This window comes from Clostridium rhizosphaerae, from assembly GCF_016765585.1.
In the GTDB taxonomy this organism is placed as follows: domain Bacteria; phylum Bacillota; class Clostridia; order Clostridiales; family Clostridiaceae; genus Clostridium_AT; species Clostridium_AT rhizosphaerae.
Genome location: NZ_JAESWC010000018.1, coordinates 506,368 through 529,995, shown reverse-complemented (window position 1 = coordinate 529,995; position 23,628 = coordinate 506,368). Strand labels below are relative to the sequence as shown.

General features: G+C 32.4%; 21 protein-coding genes. 18 read left to right on the top strand and 3 right to left on the bottom strand.

Annotated features, from left to right (window positions below; translation table 11 throughout):
- Positions 1 to 19 precede the first annotated feature (19 nt).
- Together JK636_RS21335 and JK636_RS21330 are read right to left on the bottom strand one after the other, a co-directional pair.
- Entirely contained in the window at positions 20 to 1,063 is a 1,044-nt protein-coding gene (locus tag JK636_RS21335) for a sensor histidine kinase (RefSeq protein ID WP_202751000.1), read from the bottom strand.
- Positions 1,060 to 1,734, bottom strand: a complete 675-nt coding sequence (locus tag JK636_RS21330; RefSeq protein ID WP_202750999.1) for a response regulator transcription factor — start codon at positions 1,732 to 1,734, stop codon at positions 1,060 to 1,062. Before JK636_RS21330 ends, JK636_RS21335 begins: the two co-directional genes overlap by 4 nt.
- Before the next feature lie 316 nt (positions 1,735 to 2,050).
- Between JK636_RS21330 and JK636_RS21325 the strand changes: the two genes are divergently transcribed.
- From JK636_RS21325 to JK636_RS21285, 9 genes are all read left to right on the top strand, one after another.
- Entirely contained in the window at positions 2,051 to 2,677 is a 627-nt protein-coding gene (locus tag JK636_RS21325; RefSeq protein ID WP_202750998.1) for an alpha/beta hydrolase, read from the top strand.
- Between the two features lie 257 nt (positions 2,678 to 2,934).
- Entirely contained in the window at positions 2,935 to 3,687 is a 753-nt protein-coding gene (locus JK636_RS21320) for an AAA family ATPase (RefSeq protein WP_202750997.1), read from the top strand.
- Positions 3,684 to 4,487, top strand: coding sequence for a sugar phosphate isomerase/epimerase family protein (locus JK636_RS21315; protein ID WP_202750996.1), 804 nt, complete (start codon positions 3,684 to 3,686; stop codon positions 4,485 to 4,487). The genes JK636_RS21320 and JK636_RS21315 overlap by 4 nt, the downstream gene beginning before the upstream one ends.
- 51 nt (positions 4,488 to 4,538) lie before the next feature.
- Positions 4,539 to 5,459, top strand: a complete 921-nt coding sequence (locus JK636_RS21310) for a GNAT family N-acetyltransferase (protein ID WP_202750995.1) — start codon at positions 4,539 to 4,541, stop codon at positions 5,457 to 5,459.
- 19 nt (positions 5,460 to 5,478) lie between these two features.
- Entirely contained in the window at positions 5,479 to 6,027 is a 549-nt protein-coding gene (locus JK636_RS21305) for a GNAT family N-acetyltransferase (protein ID WP_202750994.1), read from the top strand.
- 2 nt (positions 6,028 to 6,029) lie between these two features.
- On the top strand, positions 6,030 to 6,248 hold the full coding sequence (locus JK636_RS21300) for a glycine zipper domain-containing protein (protein WP_202750993.1): 219 nt from the start codon (positions 6,030 to 6,032) through the stop codon (positions 6,246 to 6,248).
- Between the two features lie 77 nt (positions 6,249 to 6,325).
- Positions 6,326 to 6,856, top strand: coding sequence for a flavodoxin domain-containing protein (locus JK636_RS21295; protein ID WP_202750992.1), 531 nt, complete (start codon positions 6,326 to 6,328; stop codon positions 6,854 to 6,856).
- 317 nt (positions 6,857 to 7,173) lie between these two features.
- Entirely contained in the window at positions 7,174 to 8,406 is a 1,233-nt protein-coding gene (locus tag JK636_RS21290; RefSeq protein ID WP_202750991.1) for a threonine synthase, read from the top strand.
- Between the two features lie 89 nt (positions 8,407 to 8,495).
- On the top strand, positions 8,496 to 9,851 hold the full coding sequence (locus JK636_RS21285; protein WP_202750990.1) for a PLP-dependent cysteine synthase family protein: 1,356 nt from the start codon (positions 8,496 to 8,498) through the stop codon (positions 9,849 to 9,851).
- A 34-nt stretch (positions 9,852 to 9,885) separates the two neighbouring features.
- Here JK636_RS21285 and nudC read toward each other — a convergent pair whose 3' ends face one another.
- Positions 9,886 to 10,731: an NAD(+) diphosphatase gene (gene nudC / locus JK636_RS21280; protein ID WP_202750989.1), complete on the bottom strand. Its 846-nt coding sequence runs from the start codon at positions 10,729 to 10,731 to the stop codon at positions 9,886 to 9,888.
- 248 nt (positions 10,732 to 10,979) lie between these two features.
- Here nudC and JK636_RS21275 point away from each other — a divergent pair, with 248 nt between their 5' ends.
- From JK636_RS21275 to JK636_RS21235, 9 genes are all read left to right on the top strand, one after another.
- Entirely contained in the window at positions 10,980 to 12,431 is a 1,452-nt protein-coding gene (locus JK636_RS21275; RefSeq protein WP_202750988.1) for a sigma-54 interaction domain-containing protein, read from the top strand.
- A gap of 61 nt (positions 12,432 to 12,492) precedes the next feature.
- Complete coding sequence (locus tag JK636_RS21270; protein WP_202750987.1) at positions 12,493 to 13,692, top strand: YgeY family selenium metabolism-linked hydrolase; 1,200 nt, start codon at positions 12,493 to 12,495, stop codon at positions 13,690 to 13,692.
- A 22-nt stretch (positions 13,693 to 13,714) separates the two neighbouring features.
- Positions 13,715 to 14,716, top strand: a complete 1,002-nt coding sequence (locus tag JK636_RS21265) for an ornithine carbamoyltransferase (RefSeq protein ID WP_202750986.1) — start codon at positions 13,715 to 13,717, stop codon at positions 14,714 to 14,716.
- Positions 14,717 to 14,720: 4 nt separating this feature from the next.
- Complete coding sequence (gene ssnA / locus JK636_RS21260) at positions 14,721 to 16,043, top strand: putative aminohydrolase SsnA (RefSeq protein WP_202750985.1); 1,323 nt, start codon at positions 14,721 to 14,723, stop codon at positions 16,041 to 16,043.
- Between the two features lie 26 nt (positions 16,044 to 16,069).
- Positions 16,070 to 17,152 (top strand): 4Fe-4S binding protein, encoded by a 1,083-nt coding sequence (locus tag JK636_RS21255; RefSeq protein WP_202750984.1) that lies wholly within the window; start codon positions 16,070 to 16,072, stop codon positions 17,150 to 17,152.
- Positions 17,153 to 17,254: 102 nt separating this feature from the next.
- Positions 17,255 to 18,604: a metallophosphoesterase family protein gene (locus JK636_RS21250; RefSeq protein WP_202750983.1), complete on the top strand. Its 1,350-nt coding sequence runs from the start codon at positions 17,255 to 17,257 to the stop codon at positions 18,602 to 18,604.
- Positions 18,601 to 21,444 (top strand): ATP-binding protein, encoded by a 2,844-nt coding sequence (locus tag JK636_RS21245; protein WP_202750982.1) that lies wholly within the window; start codon positions 18,601 to 18,603, stop codon positions 21,442 to 21,444. Before JK636_RS21250 ends, JK636_RS21245 begins: the two co-directional genes overlap by 4 nt.
- 41 nt (positions 21,445 to 21,485) lie before the next feature.
- A complete protein-coding gene (locus JK636_RS21240; RefSeq protein ID WP_202750981.1) occupies positions 21,486 to 22,667 on the top strand; it encodes a transglutaminase domain-containing protein in 1,182 nt (393 codons plus the stop codon).
- 86 nt (positions 22,668 to 22,753) lie between these two features.
- Positions 22,754 to 23,626, top strand: a complete 873-nt coding sequence (locus tag JK636_RS21235; RefSeq protein WP_202750980.1) for a polysaccharide deacetylase family protein — start codon at positions 22,754 to 22,756, stop codon at positions 23,624 to 23,626.
- Positions 23,627 to 23,628 lie beyond the last annotated feature (2 nt).

Here is a 23,628-nt window from a genome sequence, read left to right as displayed (position 1 = left end):
ACTAATCTGCCTTTAATTTTTACCTCTGGTTATATCTTGAAACATCAAGATAATCCAATAATTTAGGAAAGATTATTGTGACTTTAGTATATTTGCCTTGTTCTGACTCTATTACTATATCATGTCCAAGCTTCAAGGCTAGCTTTTTACAAAGATACAGGCCCATTCCTGTAGACTTATAATTTTGTCTTCCGTTAAAGCCTGTAAAGCCTTTATCAAATACTCTTATTAAATCCTCGGAAGTTATACCGATCCCGGTATCCTCAATCACAAGCTTTTGAAGCTTACTCTCTTTAATACCGTAAATACTTATTTTCCCTGATCTGTCTGTGTATTTCAATGAATTTGATATAATTTGGTCAAGAATAAAAGAAAGCCATTTTTTATCAGTCAATACTATAAGATCTGCATCCTTAATTTCTACAGATATTTTTTTATTAATAAAATTCTTAGCATGTTTTTTTACATTATCTTTAACAATTCTATCAACAGATACTTCATTTATAAAATAATCTTTTGAAAAGTTATCTATTTTTGAATTATATAAAGCCTGTTCAACATAGTTATCTATTTTATCAAGTTCCTCTTCAAGACTTAAAAGTACATCTGAATTCGCCTTACTTGTATTATTCTCAATTAGAAGCCTGCTTACTGCAATAGGAGTTTTTATTTGATGAACCCATGAGGTAATAAATTCTTCATTGTCTTTCTTATTATCATAAAGCTTTTGAATTTTTAAGCTTTGCTCTTCATAAATTTTTCTTAAGAGATTATAAAAGAGTTCTTGGCTATAGGATTTTGGCTCAGGAATACGATTTATAAGTTCATTTTCTTGAGTATCAATTATATCTTTAAGCGCTTTATAATAGCTTCTAAAATATAAATACTTTCCACATAAATAAATAATAAAAAATACAATAGAAACCAGATTTATGTATAGTATATTTCCTAAAGAAATTTTAACATCCCCATCTAAAAATATAACAGATGATATAAAAGTCATTAGTACTATGTAAAAAATCATTAAAAATTTTTGTTCTTTAAAATATTTTAAGAAGTTCATAGTATTACATAACCTTGACCTTTCTTTGTTTGAATAAAGCTTTCAAGTCCTAAATCCTCAAGTTTTTTTCTGAGCCTGTTAATATTTACTGTAAGGGTATTGTCATCAACAAAGTTTTCATCTTCCCAAAGCCCTCTCATTATGCTGTCCCTGCTTACAATGACCCCTTTATCCTTCATTAGCATATATAGGATTTTAAACTCATTTTTAGTAAGCTCGCTCTTCGTATTTTTATAAGAAACAGTACTGTCTTTTAAATTTAGAATTACATCATTGTGTTCTATAAGATTAACTTCTGAGCTTATATAATCATATGTTCTTCTAAGAAGTGCATTGATTTTTGCCATTAGAACGTCAAGAGAAAAAGGTTTTTGTATAAAATCGTCTCCACCCATATTTATAGCCATTATTATATCCATATTTGTGTTTCGAGAGGATATAAATATTATTGGAACTTTTGAAACTTCTCTTATTTTTCCGCACCAATAAAAACCATCATAAGAGGGAAGATTTATATCAAGCAAAACAAGGTGAGGGTCATAGTTTATGAAATCCTTAAAAGCATTATCAAAATCGGTTATACCGTAACCTTCAAAACCCCATCGTCTTATATTTTCAAGAATTATTTCACGCATTTTTGTATCGTCTTCAATTATTAATATTTTAAACATAGTTACCTCCGAATAGGTATAAAACCTTAACTAAAGATATTATATAATAATTTTTTAGTATAAAACAGTATGAAAGTAAAATAGATTTGTTGTATAATAAAAGGTAATAATTCAAAAATAAGGAATTAAGGTATTGGACTTTAATTAAGTAAACTAAAATATAAGTTGAAGGAGGGAATATGAGTAGTACAAACCTAATTAGTTATAAAGCGCAGCAATTAGTAAACATCATAAAAACTAGAATTAAATTTTTTAAAGAGAGAAAAACTGATTATCCTTGTTTTACATAATCAAATAAAAAGATGGGGTGTTTAATTTGATTAATAAATCTTATATTAAGGTTAAAACAATCTGGGGATATGACACTAATAATATGCTGCTGACACATTTACCTAAGTCTGACTCAATTGCTGTTCTTTTTCCAGGGGCAGATTACAGCTGTGATAAGCCATTGCTTCACTATGCAAGAAAAGCAGCTCTTCTATCTGGATGTGATGTATTAAGTCTTGAGTATGGTTTTTGCAGAGCTACTAATCCAGTGGAGGGCAATCCTTTTAATCAAATTGTTAAAGATAGCTATGAAGCTGTAAGATTATGTGTGGAGAATAAATATAATAACATTTATTTTATAAGCAAAAGTTTTGGAACAGCAGTTGCCGGAGAAGTCAGCAGTCTTGTAGGTTATGATAAGGTAAATAACTTATTCCTTACTCCGACTGAAGAAACAATTCCTTATATTTTAAGATCAAAATGCACTGTTATCTCAGGAGAAAGAGATAAGCATTTCACACAAAATAATATAGACACTATAAGAAAAAATAGTTCAGTTGATCTACATATAATAGATAAGGCTGTACATTCTCTTGAAATAGATGATGATTATATAGAGAGTATAAATATATTAGAGTACATAACAAAAGTTTGTGCTAAATTTGTAAGCTGAGTATGAAAATAAAAACAGCATGAAAATAAAGACATGCTGTTTTTTTATTTTACTATTATTATAGATAAACAACTTCAACTATAAACTTACAGACAATAAAAAAGCATTGAATATTTGCTACTTTTATTGTCTGTAAGTTAAGTTTACGTATTGTTTATCTATATGATTAATTGTATTTATACCATATATGCATTTTACTATATAGTGGTATAATTTGATATATATGTTTTGGCGATGATAAGGGGAGCTTTATAAAAATGGACATGTTGCAATATAATCAATATTTAAGAAGCATAGAACTTAAGAGGGATGGTATACAATCCTTTTCTAGGTATCCATTTTGCCTGCCTATAATTAGAAGCTTATCAAGTATAGAGCTGCATCCAAAGGTTACATATATTGTAGGTGAAAATGGTTCAGGAAAATCCACCATATTAGAGGCTGTTGCAGCTGCATATGGTTTTAATCCTGAGGGAGGCACTATTAATTTCAGTTTTTCTTCCAGAGACACTCATTCGGAGCTTCATAATTACATTAAATTGATTAAAGGAATAAGAAGACCGAAAGATGGCTTCTTTCTGCGAGCGGAAAGCTTTTACAACCTTGCAACTAATGTTGATGAACTTGAAAAAATAGACCCAGGGCTTCTTTTAGCCTATGGAGGAAAATCCCTTCATAATCAGTCTCATGGAGAATCATTTTTTTCTGTATTTATGAATAGATTTTCCGGAAATGGGTTGTATATTTTAGATGAGCCTGAGGCTGCACTGTCTCCTTCAAGACAAATGGCTATGCTTTCAAGAATTCATGATTTAGTTGAAGAACATTCTCAGTTTATAATAGCTACACATTCTCCAATAATTATGGCTTATCCAGAATCAAGTATATATGAAATAAAAGATAATATTCGGCTTGTAGGGTATGAGGAAACTGAACATTATCAAGTTATGAAAACTTTTATGAACAATAAAGAAAAGATTTTAAACATTTTAATCAAGGAGGAAAAATGAGTTATAAATTAGGAATGCCAACTCTAATTGAATTAAACAGCATTGAAGAAAATATTATTTTATGTAAAGATTTAGGACTTAGTTTTGTGGAACTTAATATGAATCTTCCTTATTGCATGCCTCATAACAATAACGTAAAGCTGTTAAAGGAATTAAAGGAAAAATATAATATAGAATTAACAATGCATTTTCCAGAGGAAATAGATTTTGCGGCATTTTATCCTTCTGTTAGAAGGTCAAATATTGAGATGTTTAGTGAAATGGCAGGTTTTGCAGCAAAGTTAAATGTTGATAAAATTAATATTCATATTAATACGGGCATATATTTTTCTCTTCCTGATCGTAAGGCTTGGATATATGAAGTGAACAAAGAACAATTTATATATAATTTAGTTGATTCTATGAACATAGTTTTGGAAATAGCAAAGAAATATGAAATAAAGGTATGTGTTGAAAATACAGTTTTCCCTGAATTTATAAAAGAGGCATTTTATGAGCTAAACAAATTAGAAAGTATTTATTTTACCTGGGATGTTGGGCATGATGCAGGAGATAATTACAGGGCAAGTAAATTTTTTAATAATAACGTGGATAAAATTGCTCATATGCATCTTCATGACTATAATGGTTCAAAAAATCATTTAACACTTTATAGTGGAAGTTTAAATATAGAAGAAAAGTTAAACTTCGCGCAAATGCATAATTTAAGTGTGGTTGTAGAAGTAAAGACAGAAGAGGCTTTAAAGGAGTCAATCTATTTATTGAAAAAGAAAAACATAACTTATGGCCTTAAAACCTGATGTTCAGATGCTTAAATAATAAAATTTATTTTGTAATAGGGAGAAGATTCTATGGCAGTTGAATTCAAAAAATGGGCAAGCTTAGTTTACATAAAACAGCCTTCTATTAAGGAATTAGATTATGTAGCAGAATTATGGAATGATGAAGAAACAATGAAGGATGTTGGTGGAGTAATAAATTTTTCGATAGAAAAAAGAGAGGGTTGGTACAGAAAAATGATACAACCTTCTGACGGAAAAAATTTTTACTGTTTAATATTTACATTGGAAGACATTCCTGTTGGTGAAGTTAGTTTTCATAGATATAATACTGAGGAGAGAAAAGCGGACTTTAATATTAAGATACAAGAAAAATATAGAGGAAAGGGCTATGCGAAAGAAGCTATGAAGCTTATGTTAAGCTATTATTTTTATGACATTGGCGGACAGGTAATATACGACGAAGTAATAAATAAAAATGGACAAGAAGTCTTAGAAAAGTTTGGGTTTGAAGTTGTGGAAAAAAATGATAAAACAATCTTATTTAAGCTTACTAAGGAGAGATTCTTTAAGATTATGAATGAGCAAGGAATAAAATATGAAAAATCCTGCGGCGTAGTAGTAACAAAAGTAAACGATAGTGATACTCAGTTTTTGTTGATTAAAAGTAAAAGTAATTACTGGGGATTTCCAAAGGGGCATGTTGAAAATGCTGAAAGCGAAATGGATACAGCACTAAGAGAATGTTATGAAGAAACAGGTCTTAATGTGGATATTGATAAAGATTTTAGAATAGAAACAGAGTATTTTATATCGACTAACATATTTAAAAATGTAGTATATTTTATCGGTAAAGCTAATTCCTCAGAAGTAATTATTCAAGAAGAAGAATTAGATGAATATAAGTGGGTTTCGTATAAAAAAGCTTTAGAATTGTTAACTTTTGAGAGTGATAAAAATATTTTAACTAAGGCAAATGAATATATGATATAGAATGAAAGGCGGAAATACTATGATAAATATCTATGAGAAATGTCCAGCATATAAAGGTGAAATTATTACTTTAAAACAAACTTCTATGGAAGATGCTGAAGAATTATTAAAATGCTACTCTGATGAAAAGTCAGTGCCATTTTTCAACTCTGATAATTGTAATGGAGATGATTTTTACTATATAACTATTGAAAGAATGAAACAGGCTATTGATTTTTGGGATTTTTCCTATACTAATAGATACTTTGTGAGATGGACAGTTATTTTAAATAGTACAAATGAGAAGATTGGAACCATTGAGATGTTTCATAGAATTGCAGAGGATGAATTTAATCATTATGGGGTGTTAAGAATTGATTTACAGAGTAAGTATGAAACACAGGAAGTTATTAGTGATATTTTAGATATTGCTAATGATAATTTTTATGAAGCTTTTGAAGTTGAAGCTATTGTTACAAAAGCTGTTCAAGAGGCTGTTCAAAGGATTGCTTCTTTAGTGGATAATGGATATAAACCACTAAAGAAAAAGATGATTAAATATGATGACTATTTTATAAGGAGAAATTAATTATGTCAGATTCCGATAAGAGAAATGATATTGAAAGCACGTGTGATAATGACTCAAAAGATGAAAAAAATTCCTATCAAAAGGGAACATACATCGGTATTGGTATTGCATTGGGTGTAGTATTTGGAGTGCTGCTTCATAATATAGCTGTTGGTATAGCCATAGGTGTTGCTATTGGAATTTCTATGGATTCAAGCGCAGTAAGAAAAAATAAAAATTAATAATATACTAAAAATACCTATTGATATAAAAATAAGCATATAAATTTAATAGCGATTAAAAGGGGAAGGGATTTATATTGTCAAATGTTGTTGTTATTTACAAGTCTAAGTATGGAAGCACTAAACGCTATGCAGAGTGGATAGCTGAGGAGACAAAAGCTGATCTTCATGAAGCATCAGAAGTCAAAATAGAAGATTTGGCTAAATATGACGTTATTGTATTTGGTGGTTCTCTGCATGCTGTTGGAATTAAAGGGATAAAGTTAATTACTGATAACTTTGAAAAATTAAAGGACAAAAGGCTTATAGTATACGGAGTAGGGGCGTCACCTGTGAGAGAGGATGCAATTAAGAGTGTAATTGAAAGCAATTTCAAAGGTAATATGAGAGATAAGATAAGTTTCTTTTACTTAAGAGGAGCATTTAATTATGATAAGTTATCTATTGGAGATAAAATGCTTATGAATGCTTTAAAACTTAAGATTAAAAGCAAAAAGGAAGGGGAATTAGACGAGGACAGTAAAGGCCTTCTGGAATGCTATGATAATCCTGTGGATTGGACAGATAGAAAAGCAACTGAACCTATAATAAAATGTATAAATAGTTAATATCAAAGAGGCTGTCTCAAAACAGCTTAAAACTACTGCGTGTTATTTGAATTCTATGAAACGTTCGTTTCTCAGATAAGACTAATAATTAAAAAATTTATAAATCCTAAATCCTATAAACTCGCTTTGCTCAAACAATATAGGATTTTTAACGGCTTTATAAATTTTTTAATTAAAATCTTATTGCTGATTACTCAAATGTTTCTACGTATTCAAATAACACGCTAAGTTTAGTTGTTTTGAGGTAGCCTCTTTTATTTTTTTGGTATGATAATTGCTTAATTATATGTGGGTAGTAAAAGGAAAAGAGGGATAAGGTGAAGAAAATTAAGCACTTAAGGTGTTCAAAGTGCGGTAAGAACTTTGGTGAAGAAGTTTTATATCATTGCGATGAGTGCGGCACAGAAGGAACCTTAGAAGTTGTTTATGATTTGGATTTTATAAAAACAAAATTAACTAAAGAATATTTGAAGAATAACAACAGAAAAGATTTATGGAGGTATATGCCGATACTTCCCTTAAAAGAAGAAAGAGGCATAACTCCGCTTCAGGTTGGGTGGACACCTTTGTACAAGGCAGAAAGGTTAGAGAAATTCTTAAATTTAGAAAACATATATATCAAAGATGATGGAAGAAATCCTACTGCATCTTTTAAAGATAGAGCAACAGCTGTAGGAATTGCCAAAGCAATAGAATTAGACAAAAAAATTATATGTGCGGCTTCAACAGGAAATGCAGCCTCTTCACTTTCTGGTTTTGCAGCCTGCATGGGGATAGAAAATTATATTTTTGTTCCTGCTGGTGCCCCAGAGGCTAAAATAACACAGCTTTTAATATATGGAAGCAAGGTTATTTTAGTTGATGGAGATTATGATAAGGCTTTTGATTTTTGCTTAAAAGCAGCAGAGGAGTTTGGATGGTATAACAGAAGCTGTGCAATAAATCCTTATCTAGTTGAAGGTAAGAAAACAGCAGCTTTTGAAATTTGTGAACAGCTTGATTTTAAGATCCCAGATAAGTTGATTATGTCAGTTGGCGATGGCTGTTCTATTGCTGGTGTTTGGAAAGGCTTTAAGGAATTTTATGAGCTTGGGCTGATAGACAGGCTGCCTCAGATGGTTTCAGTGCAGGCAGAAGGAGCTAATCCTGTCAACAGAACCTATAGAAAAAACAGCAGAGAATTTGATTATAAAACTCCAAGTACTATTGCGGACAGCATTTCTGTAGGTATACCGAGAAACGGCTACAAGGTTCTTAATGCTCTAAATGAAAGCAGAGGTTTAACTGTTGATGTAAGTGACGAAGAAATACTAAGTGCTATGAAGACTTTGGCAAGATATACAGGGGTTTTTGGCGAGCCTGCGGGAGTAACAGGCTTTGCAGGACTATTAAAGCTTGTCGAGGAAGGCTCAATAAATAAAGCTGAATCTGTGGCATTAATAGTTTCAGGCAATGGCCTTAAGGATGTAAAGTCTGCAATGAAAGCAGTGCAGAAGCCTGAAAAGATAAAACCTGATTTAGGTGAACTTAGAAAATATATAAATATATAAATATATAACTATATAACTAGATAAGAAGATATCGCGATAAAAAGATATCAATATAAATATAAATATATAAATTGATGGGGGTATTGAAAATGAATAAAATTCCATTTGGTCCGACTTATGAAGAGATGCTTAATCCAAAGAAGATGCTTAAAAAAGTTAGGAATAAAGCTTTAAAGGCTTTAAAAGAAGACGAGCTTGATCCAATAAACTTATTTAACATAACTTGGAAGGATGAAAACAATGAAGTTAGAAAAATAGTTCTTCCTAAGGAACTTACAGGGGTTGATGCAAATATTGTTGTAATGCTCGGCAAAGGTTTCCCGTCAGGTTCTCATAAGGTAGGACCTGCTTATTCAACACTTATTGAAGGCTGTGTTGATGGATATATAATACCAGGAGAACACACTATACTTGGACCTTCTACGGGGAATTTCGGAATAGGTGTTTCTTATATATGCAATCTTATGGGCTACGAGGCTGTAGTTATAATGCCTGACAATATGAGCAAGGAAAGATATGAAAGAATACAAAAATATGGAGCAAAATTAGATTTAACGCCAGGTTCAGAATCAGATGTTATTTTAACCTTGGAAAGAACTTATAAATTAAAAGAGGATCCTAAAAATAGAGCTTTAGCACAATTTGAACTGTTTCCAAATTACAGATTCCATAGATATGTTACAGGGAACTCTGCAATTGAAGCTGTTAAAGGAATAGGAAATGGAAGAATAGCAGCTTTCTGTTCAGCACCTGGCTCAGCTGGAACCATTGCAGCAGGAGATGAAATTAAAAAGAAATTCCCTGAATGTAAAATAGCTGCTTTAGAGCCCTATGAATGTTCAACGCTGGCTAATGGTGGAAGAGGCCAGCACAGAATTGAAGGTATCGGAGACAAAATGTGCACATTGATACACAATATATTAACCACTGACTTTGTAATATTAATTAAAGATGAAGAAACTGTTCAAGGACTTAAGGTTATACATGATGGAATTAATGCGCTTAAGGAACTTGGAATACCTGAGGAAACAGCAAACTATATGAGAGAACTATTTGGACCATCTGGAATATGCAATATTTTAGGAGCTATAAAAATGGCTAAGTATCTAAAGCTTGGACCAGATGATAATGTTGTTACTATAGCGACAGACAGTTTTGACAGATATAATTCTGTTATTGAGAATTTAAATTCAAGATACCTTGAAGTGGAAGATTTTGTTGTTAGAAGATGGGCTCAGGATATTTTCTTAGGTCAGAAAGATGATTATGTTTATGATTTTAGGAGAAAAGATGTAAAGCAGCAGTTATTCAGTCAAAAGGAGAAAGATTGGACTAAGTTTGGATATAGTGTTGAATATTTAGACTCGATGAAGAATCCAGAATTTTGGGAAAGTGAATACTCAAAGATAAGTTATTATAATGAGAAAATTAAAGAAATGAGATAAGAGTAAAAACTGCAGGCTTCTGCAGTTTTTATGCTTATTTGACTTTAAAATTTTCTATGTACCAGTTTATAATTTTGTTAGCTATACTGATTTCAGATGGCAGTTCTTCAGGAAGATTATTTACCTCAAACCAGTCTGCAGCATCTATTTCTTCGCCGTCCTCTTTAATTTCACCGCTCTCATACTCAGCAGTAAATCCTATCATCAAGGAGTTTGGGAAAGGCCAAGGCTGACTTCCGAGGTAGCGTATACTTTTAATGCTTATTCCTACTTCCTCCATTGCTTCTCTTTTAACACATTCTTCAAGAGTTTCTCCTGGCTCTACAAAACCCGCAATTAGACCATATCTTTTTCCGGGAAAAGAACGGTTATGAGCTAAAAGAATCTTTTTATCTTTAATGATTGCAGTTATAACAGCTGGTGAAAGCACTGGATAGCTTGTAAAGCCACATTTTGGACATTTCTTTGCTCTTTCACTCTCCATAGTATAGGTTTCACTCCCACATTTTCCGCAGTACTGATGTGTTTTATCCCAATTTACTATTTGAAAAGCTTTGCCTGCTAAAATAAACACATCTTCCTCTAATATACTGAACAAGGAACGAAGGCTTTTAAAGCTTAAGCTTTTTGAATCAATTATATCTGAAGAAATTTCTGCAGAATAGCAGGGATGTCCTTTAAGCGTACCGAGGTACTGAGTTCTTTCAGCAGTAATATTTAGATCTTCTAAGCTCTTAGCGAAGGGAATATCAGCCTTATTATCATCAGCTTTTATTAAGAGTTTATCTGAATAAAATATAAACCAATAGCTGTTGGTTTTATTTGCATGCTCTGCCTTAATGGCTGGCATATAGTTTTTATAAATACTTTCTCTATGCATAATTTTAAAGATACTCCTTTAAGATAATTTTCAGTAAAGAATAAAGGATTTATTCTTATTTTTTATAGTATACCTGGATTAAAAAAATATCAACCTTATTTTAACCTCTGCAATAGTTCACAAAATGAGAAAAAGTTCTCATTTTGTGAACTAATTATAAATATACTTATATAGGAAACAGATTATTGATGGTCATAGCCCTATAGAATATGTTTGAACATTAATATATTAAATGAAAGGAGAGGATTATGCTTAAATATAGCTTAATCGACATAAAGGATTATGTCTTAAAATTAGCGGAACTTATTGCTGAGGTAATAAGAGTTGATGTTGAAATAGTGGACAAGAATATGACAAGAATAGCTGGAACGGGAAGGTATGTAAGCTTTATAGGAAAAAGCTTAGAGGGAGAAAGTTTTATCTATAAAAGAGTGATTGAAAGCGGAAAAAAGCTTGTAGTAGAAAATCCAGGTTTTCATAAATTTTGTTCAGACTGCAGAATGAAACATTCCTGTGCTGAGAAGTTTGAATGCTGCACGCCTGTGATTATTGAGAGAGAGGTAGTTGGAGTTATTGCTCTAATTTGTTTCACAGATGAGCAAAAAAAGATAATACTTGCAAAGCTTAAGGAGTATTCTGATTTTTTAGATAAGATGGCTGAGCTCATAGCTTCAAAAGCAAAGGAAAACTTTGAGGAGCTTCAAAAGGAAAGAATTATTGTTCAAAGCAAAGCTGAAGCAGTTAATGAAATAACACTAGATTCAATTATCGGTGAAGACATCAAAATTAAGGAGCTTAAAAATAAATTAAGAAATATAGCTGACAGCTATGCAAATATTTTATTTACAGGTGAAAGTGGCTGCGGAAAGGAACTTTTTGCAAGAGCTGTTCATTACGAAGGCAAGCGAAGAAATTGTCCTTTTATAGCAGTTAATTGTGGAGCTATACCAGAAGCACTCTTAGAAAGCGAGCTTTTTGGCTACGCAGCTGGAGCCTTTACTGGTGCTAATAAAACTGGCAAAATAGGTAAGTTTGAACTTGCAAACAATGGAACTATTTTTTTAGACGAAATTGGAGACATGCCTTTGCAGCTTCAGGTAAAGCTTTTAAGAGTGCTTCAGGATAGAGTTGTTATTCCTATTGGGAGCAATAAACCTATAAAGGTTAATGTTAGAGTAATATCAGCAACAAATAAGAATCTAGAGGAACTTATAAAAATAGGAAGCTTTAGAGAAGATTTGTACTATAGGATTAATGTAATTCCCCTGGAAATACCTCCTTTAAGAAATAGGAAAGGTGACATACTTTTGCTGTTTAATTATCTGCTTAAAAAATATTGCGATAGTTACGGTATCGAAATACCTGATATAAGTGGAGAGGTTACTAGTCATATACAAGAGTATTCTTGGTTTGGAAATGTAAGAGAACTTGAAAACACTGTGGAATATATAATCAACATGCTTGAAAGCGAGAAAACCATATTTCCTAAACATTTACCTAAAAAGCTTACTAATAACAAAAAGCTTTATATTGAAGAAGATGAATTTAATTTGGAAGTGCTTGAAAGAAAAACTATAATCCAAGCTTTAAAAAAATATGGAACAAATACAGAAGATAAGAAACAGGCAGCTAAAGCTTTAGGAATTAGCCTAGCCAGTCTTTATAGAAAAATAAATATTTATGAAATTGCTTTCAGATAAATAATTATGGCATAATCTTTGCTTTAATATCTGTGGAATTATTTTTATAGGTGGGAGATGAATGGAAATCAGAGATAAGATAGCTGAGCTTAGTGAAAAATATTCAGAGGATATGGCCAACTTTTTAAGAGATATGATTAGAATTCCAAGCACCAGCTGTAATGAGGAAAAGGTAATACAGAGGATAAAGGAAGAAATGGAGAAGGTAGGTTTTGATGAAGTAATTATTGATAAAATGGGTAATGTCTTAGGAAGAATAGGAGACGGAAAAACTATTATAGCTATGGATGCTCATATTGATACTGTTGATGTAGGGGATTCGAGTCTTTGGGAAGTAGATCCTTTTGAGGGTGATTTAAAGGATGGAATAATCTATGGAAGAGGAGCTTCAGACCAAGAAGGCGGAATGGCTGCTATGGTTTATGGAGGCAAGATTATAAAAGAGCTGGGACTGACTGATGACTACACTTTATATGTAACAGGAACAGTTATGGAAGAGGATTGTGATGGGCTTTGCTGGCAGTATATAATCGAGCAGGATAAGATAAGGCCTGACTTTGTAGTAATAACAGAGCCTACAAACTTAAATATATACAGAGGACACAGAGGAAGAATGGAAATGATAGTAACTGCAAAAGGATTGTCCTGTCATGGAAGTGCTCCTGAAAGAGGGATTAATGCAATATACAAAATGACTCCTATAATAGAAGGAATAGAAAAATTAAATGAAAACCTAAAGGACGATGAATTTTTAGGTAAGGGCACAGCTACTGTTACTCAGATATTCTTCAAGTCACCTTCACAGTGTGCTGTTCCTGATGAATGCACAATTCAGATTGACAGAAGGCTTACCTTTGGAGAAACAATGGACTCTGCTGTAGCAGAAATTAAGGCTTTGCCTGGTGCAGAGGAGGCTATTGTTGAGGTTTTAACTTACGCACAGCCAAGCTACACTGGCCTTGTATATCCAACTGAAAAATACTATCCAACTTGGGTTGTACCGGAAGACCATGTGCTTGTAAAATCAGCTGTTGAAACCTATAAAAATATGTTTAAGAGCGAACCAAAGGTTGATAAATGGACCTTTAGTACAAATGGCGTTGCAACTATGGGGAGATTTAATATACCTACAATGGGCTTTGGACCTGCAAATGAAATTTATGCTCATAGTCCAAAGGACCAAATTCCAGTTAAGCATCTAGTTGAAGCTTGCAAGTTTTATGCAGCGTTTCCAAAAACGCTGGTAAATAATTTAAAGTAAGTATAAAAGGGGAGATGGGGAAATGAATACAAGTTTTAGAGGAAAGCATTTTATAACCTGCCAGGACTGGTCAAGAGATGATTTAGATATGGTTTTTGAAGTGGCAAAATATTTAAAGATGAAGCACGCTCTAAATGAACCTTCTAATTTATTGAAAGATAAAACAGCATTTTTGATGTTCTTTGAGGAGAGTACAAGAACAAGAAACTCAATGGAAGCTGGTATAACGCAACTTGGAGGACACGCTCACTTTATAGATACGAGCACAATGCAGATTAATCACGGAGAAAGTCCAAAGGATACGGCAGAAGTTTTAAGCTCTTTTGGAGATGCTATCTGCGTTAGAAATTGTTTTTATGGAATAGGGAATGAATATTTAAGAACTCTGGCTAAATATTCAAAGGTTCCAATATTGAGTCTTCAAGACGATGTTTATCATCCAATGCAGGTTTTAGCAGATATGATGACCATTCAAGAGAGATTTGGAAATCCTAGAAAGCTAAAGGTAGCTATATCCTGGGCTTATGCAACAAGTCACGCTAAACCTCTTTCAGTTCCACAGTCTCAGATTCTATTATTCGCTAGATACGGAATGGATGTAACTGTAGCTGCGCCTAAAGAGTTTCCTCTTATGCCTGATATAGTTGATACAGCTTATGAAAATGCGGACTTAAATGGAGGCAGCTTAAAGTTTGTTGATAATATGGAAGAAGCCTTTAGAGATGCTGATATTGTAATACCAAAGAATTGGGGAGGCTTCCTGGGAGTTGATAATCCAACTACGTCAGAAGGAAAAACTCAGATGAAGGCTAATCTTGAAAAGTATAAGGATTGGATTTGTGATGAAAAGCTTATGTCTATAACAAAGAAGCATTCAATATACATGCATGCTCTTCCTGCAGACAGAGGAAGAGAAGTTGTAGATTCAGTAATTGACGGAAGGCACTCTATAGTTATCCCCGAAGCTGAAAATAGAATTCATACCGCTAAAGCAATTATGGCTCTTACTATGGGAGGAAGATAGGTTTATGCTTATCAAAAATGCAAAAATATTTACCTTTGATAATGAAGACAGGTTTATTGAGAAAGGTTTTGTGTTAGTTAGAGAGGGCCTTATACAAAAGATAGCCTCAATGGAGGAATTCAAAGAAGAGGAATATATCTATGAAAAGGAAATAATAGATGCTGAAGGAAAGTTATTATTTCCAGGCTTTATTTGTACTCATACTCACATTTACAGTGCTTTTGCAAGAGGTATGAGTTTAAAAGGAAGCAGCGCTTCTAACTTTCTGGAAATCTTAAAGGATTTATGGTGGAGATTAGATAAGAAGTTAAGTTATGAAGATATATATTACTCTGCATTGGTTACTCTTATTGAATCTGTAAAAAGCGGTTTTACATGCCTTTTTGACCATCATGCGAGTCCTTTCAGTGTTGAGGGGAGCTTGGATTTTATTGAAAAAGCTTTTAGGCAGATTGGCGTACGAGGAAGTCTGTGCTACGAGGTTTCAGATAGAGATGGAAAAGAAATTGCAAGGCAGGGTATTAAGGAAAATGTAAGATTTATTAAAAAGAATATAGAAGATGATATGGTTAAGGGTATATTTGGTCTGCATGCTTCCTTTACCTTAAGTAATGAAACTTTAAAGCTGTGCAGCGAAGAGGGCAATAGTTTAGGCAGCGGCTTTCATATACATGCTGCAGAGGGCATGGAGGATTATGAGCAGTGCAGACGTAGCTATGGAAAAGGAGTTACAGAAAGACTGTCTGATTACTCTATAGTTGGGAATAAGTCTATACTTGCTCATTGTATTCATGTTAAAGAAAAGGAATTAGATTTACTGAAAAAAACAAATGTGGTTCATAATCCAGAATCAAATATGAATAATGCAGTTGGTTATTGTGATGCAGCTAAAATGATGAGTAAGGGTATTACAGTTGGACTTGGTTCAGATGGCTTTAACTCAAATCCATTTAGGGCTATGGAATGCTGTTATGTACTTCATAAGCATGAAATAGGGGACCCTAGAGTTATGACTCCTGATGATGTAATTAAACTTTCTGTTAAAAATAATTCTAAAATTACTTCAAAGTTTTTTAAAAATGAAGTTGGAGTTTTAAGGGAAGGTGCTAAGGCTGATATGATAATGCTTGATTATGACAGCCCTACACCAATAACAAGAGATAATGTATGCGGTCATATAATTTTTGGAATGAATAGTTTAAATGTAATCGACAGCATAATAAATGGAAGGTTTGTTATGAAAAACAGGATTCTTCAAGGTGTTGAGGAAGAGGACATTTTTCAAAAGAGCAGAGAGCTTTCAGAAAAGCTTTGGGAAAGATTTTAATAAATTGGGTTTGGGGAGGATTTTTAATGGCGAATTTAAATATAAATATTTGCGGTATGAATTTGATTAATCCTGTAATGCCTGCTGCAGGTCCAACCGTTAGAGATGCAGACTGCATACTAAAGTGTGCAGAGGGCGGAGCAGGAGGATTAGTTACAAAGACTATATCAGCAAAAGCAGCTGATGTTCCAAGACCCTGCATGGAGGAGATAAAAGGCGGGTTTTTAAATACAGAGCTTTGGTCGGAGCTTTCTCCAGAGCATTGGATAGAACATGAATATGAACGCTTGAGGGAAGCTGGTCTTCCAGTAATGGTAAGCCTAGGATACACTGCAGAAGAAATAGAAAAATTAGTACCGTTGGTATCAAAATTTGCAGATGCTCTTGAAATTTCAACTCACTATGTTGGAAAAGATATTCAGCCTATAATTAATTCTCTTAAAGCTGCTAAAAAGTCCGGGCTGCCTGTCTTTATGAAAATAAGTCCAGGTATACCTGATGTTGCTGCTTATGCAAAGAGAATGGAAGCAGAAGGTGCAGATGGCTTTGTTGCTATAAATTCTGTAGGTCCTTGTCTGCATATAGATATTGAGACAGGCCTTCCGTTTATGGGAAGTACTACTGGCTATGGCTGGCTTTCCGGAAAAGCAATTAAACCAATAGCGTTAAGACATGTATTTGAGATATCGAACGCTGTTAAGGTACCCGTTATAGGAGTTGGAGGAATATCAGACGGAAAAGATGCTATAGAAATGATGATGGCTGGGGCAAGTGCAGTGCAGATCTGCACAGAGGCAATACTTAAGGGACCTTGTGTATATGGTAAGATTGCCTCGGAAATGAATAAGTGGCTTGATGACCATAACATAGATAATGTTAGTGATATTATAGGGGTAACCAAAAGAAAAATGGAAAACAGAAGCTTTAGAACTTATGCAAAATTTCCTGTTGTAAATGAAAATAAGTGTATTTCCTGCGGACTTTGCGAGCAAAGCTGCGCTTATCAGGCAATTACGCTAGAGCCTAAGGCTGTTATTCATAATGACAAGTGCTTTGGTTGTGGTCTTTGTGTAACAAGATGCTCAAAGAAAGCTATAAGTTGTTTATAAAAATACTAATAAAAAGTTATATAGCTGTGGATATGAGTATTATCCATAGCTTTTTTACTGTGTTATAATAAAGTTAACGATGAAAACAAAGGATGTAGGGACATGACAAAGAATTTTAAATTTATTCATACTGCCGATTTGCACTTGGGAAGCATTCTGCATATTGGAAAAAAAATAAATAACAGCTTAAATGAGCTTTTAAAAAGTGCAGCTAATAATGCCTTTAAAAAGCTCTGTGACACAGCTATTGAAGAAAATGTAGACTTTATTTTAATAAGCGGTGATATTTATGATAGAGAAGCAAGGTCAGTTAAAGGAAATAGGTTTTTTATTGAGCAGGCAAAAAGACTGGAGGAAAAAGGAATAGGACTCTATGCAATTGGGGGAAATCATGATCCTATAAAGAACAATAGTGAATTATTTACTTTGCCTTCAAATGTTCATATATTCAGCTCTGAAAAAGCAGAAATAAAAGAGATAACGGATATAAACGGGAACGTTTATTCAAGAATAGTTGGACAATCTTATAGGGAAAATTGGGACAGCAGAAAAATGTTTGAGAACTATAAAATTGAGCAGAAGGAGTCCTTTAACATTGCTCTTCTTCATACACAGCTGGATGGCAGCAATAATTATGTACCTTGTACTGCAGTACAGTTAAAAGAAGTTGATAATATAGGATATTGGGCTCTTGGGCATATACATAAATGCAGCATTATAAATGAAAAAGAACCATTGATAGCTTACCCAGGCATACCTCAGGGAAGAGACTTTGGAGAGGAAGGTCTTGGCGGGGCATTTATGGCAGAGGTTGCAAATAATTCTATAAAAGATATCAAGTTTATACCTTTATCAGAAGTAATATGGAAGAAGATAAATTTAAATATAGAAGAAAGTGAAATAGATATAAAAAATATAAGTGATTTAGAAAAACTGATCTTATCCAAGGCTGAGCAAATATTAATGCAAATAGAAGTGCCATCAGGAACTGAAAGTTATACTCATAATATTAATGAAGGTATAAAAGGATTTGTAGTGCAGTGGGATATAAATGGACGCGGAGAAATTTATAGCATGCTGAAGGATAAAATCGATGAAACTTCCGAATATTTAATTGAAAGCTTAAATGAAAGACTGCTTGTGGGGAATAAATTTGTTTTGACCAAAGCAGTTAATATTAATATTGGAAAAGAAATTAAGGATTTAGATAATTTAAAAGAACAAAATGCAATCTTTAAAGAAATAAGCTCATTTTCAAAAGAAGCTCATAATAAAGAAATTTTAAGGGAGGAACTTATAAAAAGATTAGGAAGTATTTGGGAAGTAACTGAAGAATATGAGGACTTTAATGTTAAAAAGCTTCAACTGAATAATGAACTTTTAAAAGTGATAATAAACCAGGCAGAACAGCTTGCAGTGGATATGATATTAGAGAGGAGTGAGGATATATGAAAATAAAAAGGCTTTATATAGGCAGCTATGGAATATACAGAAATGAGCTTTTAGAGAATATATCCTCGAAAATTGTTGTTATCGGGGGACTTAACCGCTCTGGAAAGACAACCCTTTTGGAAATATTAAGGCATATGCCTTATGGATTTACTAAAAGGCTAAAAGATTCAAAGGAAGACTATTATGTGGAAGCAGACCTTCAAGACAGCTTTAATCAACTTTACACTATGCGTGTTGAAGGCTTAAAAGAACCTAAAATAATAAGGAAATTTAATGGAGAAGAAGCATTTTTAAAAGATATTTATGGAAACGTGGATAGATTTACGTATAGTCAGCTATATACGATTACTTTGGACGAGCTTAAAAAATCAAATATAAAGGCTGAGGAAGAAAAGCTTCAGGCTGTACTTTTAGGGGCTGGTCTTAGAGATATAGTGCATATCCCCAAGATAACAGAGGAGCTTAGGAAAGAAAAGGAAAAGATAGGAGGAAAGCTTGGTAATCCAAATACAAAGCTCTTTAAAAACTATTATGAAAGAGTTGTGGAAGGGGTATCGCAAAGAGAAGAGGCATTAAGCGAGCTTGAGGAATATAATAAAAAAACCAGTGAATTAAAGAGACTAGATAAGGAAATAGAAATTGCAGAAGATAATTTGCTTAAAAAGCAGCAAAAGCTTATAGTTTTTGAGACAACAAAAGCATATTATGATGAATATACTGAAAGAATAGAAGCTTTAAAGGAATTAGAAAATGTCAAGTTAGAAGAACTAAAACACTATAAAGACTTTCCATCCCTAGACAGGTTTCAAGCTTTACAGGAGGAATATAACTTAGCTTATAAAAATTATAGTGAAGCCGGCAAAGATTTTCAAAAAAACATAAAACATTTTGATACAAATTTATATGAAAAACTTATTAACTATAAAAGTGATATTAAAGAGATTTCTAAAAAATTATCAGGGCTTGAAGAAAAAACTGACAATTACTATGCTTTGCAAGCTTCTTACCAAAGAAAGAAGGAAGAAATACTTGTAAGAATGAACTCGTTAAACGAGGGCTGGAAGGGAGATTTTCTAATAATATTAAATATGAATTGCGACTTTATAGAACAAGATAAATTAATCTCTCTAGTTGAATATATAAAACAGCTTGACGATAAGAAAAATAAAATACAATGGGACAAGGAAAGTATAAATCTTCAAAAGAAAAATATAAATGAAGATAGCAAAAAAACAAAGTCTGAAGATTTGGGTATTTTTATTAATAATTATTTATATACTTCACTAGGAATATTTTTTGTTGGTGTTTTGCTGACTTTTTTCAATAAATCTTTAGGAACTATTTTAGCATTGTCTGGAGTATTGGCTTCAGCCTTATACTTTTTTATTAAGTATACCTTATCAAATAATGCAGGTTCTAAAAGAAGAGATTTATCTCTACAGGCTGATAGTCTAATTAGCAAAGAAAAAATACTTGATCAGGAACTACAAGCAATAGATTCAAGTTTAGAATACTATAATAAAGAACTACAGGGTTATAAAGATATGCTGTCACTAAAGGAAGATATTTCACCACTTGGATTGCTCCAATATTTCAAAGAGGTTCAAGGTTTAAAAAAGGAAATAACTTATTTAGGTGGTGAAGGAAAAAGTCTGGCTAAAGAAAAGGGAGAGTTAAGAGAAGAATTAGAGAAAATAAAGAATTTGCTTGAACAAATTTCGGATTATAACCTATATAATGAAAAATCTATAGAAAAACAAGCTTTCTTAATGTTTGATGAAGTAAAATTAATAATACAGCAGCTTATATATGCTGAAGAGCTTGAAAATACAGAGGCTAGATTAAAAAATTTAGAAATTAAAATCAGGAAACTTTTGAACTTAGAGGAAAACCAAGAAGAACTAGTTAATTTACTTGACAAAATTATTGAACAATATAAAATGTATAGTTATTACGAAGCATTAAGTAAAAAGATTGAATTAATAGATAAGCAAATAATTCAAGTTATGAATTCTGAAAGCGTAAGACAAGCTTTTGCTTCAGTTTGCAGTGAAGAAATATTAAATTCAAAGGACAGTATTTACTGCTTCAATAAGTTTTATACAAGCTATTCCTCCATTGAGCATATGAATAGAAAGTATATAGAATTAACTGATGAAATTAAAAATGAAGTGAAAATTATAGGGAACTTAAAAGAAAGCAAACATTCTTTAAAGATAGAACTTCAGAATCTAGCATCGTCTTCAAAGCTTGAAAAGGCACAGACTATTATTGATGAAGGAAGAGATAAGCTTAAGGAACTTGCAGTTAAGTTCTCAGTATATAGTGCTGCAGAGTATATTCTTGAAAATGTTCAGCATAACTTTATGAGTAATGCAAAGGACAGTCTTTTGACTGGAGCCAGTGATATTTTTATTGAAATAACTTCTGGTGAGTATAAAACTGTAATACCTGGAGAGAATTTACTTCAGGCTGACTATAAAACCTTGAAACATAACGGAGAAGTTCAGGACTCCATAAATATGCTTAGCAGGGGTACCGGAGAGCAGTTGTATTTATCAGTAAGATTAAATCGTATTAAGGCTATGGAACCAAAACTTCCAATCATACTTGACGAGCCTTTTGTTAATTTTGATAGTAATCACACAAAAAACACATTAAAAATTTTATCCAAGCTATCTGAGAATAATCAAATTATTATTTTGACTTGTCATGGGAAGTTAATAGAACTTTTAAGCAGTGTTTCAAGCGAGGTACAGTACTTTAATTTAGAGAATGGAAAGTTTTCTTTATGTACAGATAAAGAATTAATTGACAGACTTTCAGAAAATAAAAATTAATGATTGCCTTAATGTATTATTAGAAGAAGAGAGGTGAAATAATGAGGATTAATCCAATTACTCTAATTCTTATATTTGCTTTTGCATATCCAATTCTAAAGGGATTCATGTTTAAATTCTCCTCCCATAATTTAAAAAGCGATATAAGAGAGGCTGGAGGTAATATTTCTTTTATACTGTCCTTAATTTTTGGAGTATATTTTTCGAAAAAGATTTTTATTGAACATAACAGCATAATCTATACGAAACTAAGTGAGTTGATACCAGTTAATATTTTAGATTATATTGAAGATAACACTGTTATCTTTTATGTAGTAGTAGTTCCTATAATGATATTTTGCTTTTATAAAGTTATAAGTTTAATAATTGAAGGAATAAATCATTTGACTTTATACCCTTTGGTTAATGTTTTAGAAAAGGTTATTGAAACTAAAGGGAGCATGTTTAAGAGAGTAAGCGGTGCTTTTTTTCAGCTGCCGAGAGCTGTAGGGTATATCCTCTTTATAACACTTGTATTTAATATATTGGCAATATTTAATGTGCCTGGAAAGTATAATAAGTATTTGGAGGATTCAAAAGCTTATAATTATTTATGCAAAGAAGTTGTTATACCTGTTACGAATTCTTCTATTGCAAGAGAATTACCTAATATCTTAGATAATTCCTTTAAAGTAGTTATAAAGGATGCGGATACACAAAATACAGGTCTGACGAACCTTCAAAATGCAGGCAGTAAAAGAGTAGTTGTATATTATAACGGAGTGACCTTGGATGAAGGAGTGAAATCTAACTCAAAAATAGATACTTTTGCAAAAGAAATCGGAAGTAAGGGGACTACAAGTAAAGAAAAAGCAAGACTTCTCTATAATTGGGTTGGCTCAAATATTAATTATGATCAGGATAAAGCGGAAAAAGTATTAAATAATGATTTTGATATTAAATCAGGCGCAATTCCAACCTTTCAAACAAAAAAGGGAATATGTTTTGACTATGCCTGTCTTTATGCAGCAATGGCGAGGGCAAATGGGCTTAAGGTAAGAATTGTTACAGGGGAAGGCTTTAACGGTGTAAGCTGGGTAAGTCATGCATGGAATCAGGTTTATATTCCCGAGGAAAAGAAATGGATAAACTTAGATCCAACCTTTTTTAAAGGTGGAAATTATTTTAACAGCAAAAGATTTGACATGGATCATAGAAATGAAAAAATTGCTGGTGAATGGTAAAAATATTGATAAAGTTTGCGGAATATCAAGATTTTTAATAGTTTTTGATGTATAATAAAAGTATCAAATGCTCGGGGGATGGTACTTTGTACAACATTAAGCTAGAAAAAACAAAAAAACGTCGAAAAAGTAAAATTTTAACAGCCGCAGCAGTATTTATTTTAGTATTCTTAGTTGTTATACCAGCAGCCTATAGTTCTCTTAAAAAAACACATGATAAGAAAAATGTTGTTGTTAGTACATCAAATACACCAATCCATAATGATGATAGCAAAATGGAAAATATTAAAGATATAAAGATTACTGACAGTAAAGAAAGCGGTGTTCCTGTAAACGGAGTGGACAAACAATTAGATGGAAAATCGGCTTCAGCAGGAATTAAAGAAGCTTTTCTTACTTTTGATGATGGTCCAACGAAAGGTGTAACTCCGGAAATTTTAGATGTGTTAAAAAGATATAATGTTAAAGCAACTTTCTTTGTTATAGGAAAAATGGCAGATATAAATAAGGATATAGTAATTCGTGAGGAAAATGAAGGACATGCAGTTGCTAATCACAGCTACTCTCATGATTATAAATACTTATATTCAGATCCTAAAAACTTTGTTGAAGATATTAACAAAGCTGATAATGAACTAAAAGGCATTATAGATGGATATAATCTAAAGTTAATTAGATTTCCTGGAGGATCATTTGGTTCTCAAAGAGAGCCCTATAGAAAGGCTATTACTGAAGCTGGTTTTCATTTTATAGATTGGAATGCATTAAATGGAGATGCAGAAGGAAAGCCAAAATCACCAGAACAATTGGTAGAGGAAGTTAAAAAAACTTCAAAGCATCCTAATCATCTTGTGGTTTTAATGCATGATGCTCCAAACAAGCAAACAACTGTACAAGCTTTACCACAAATTATTGAATACTTACAGTCAAAAGGATATATATTTAAAACCCTAGATTAATT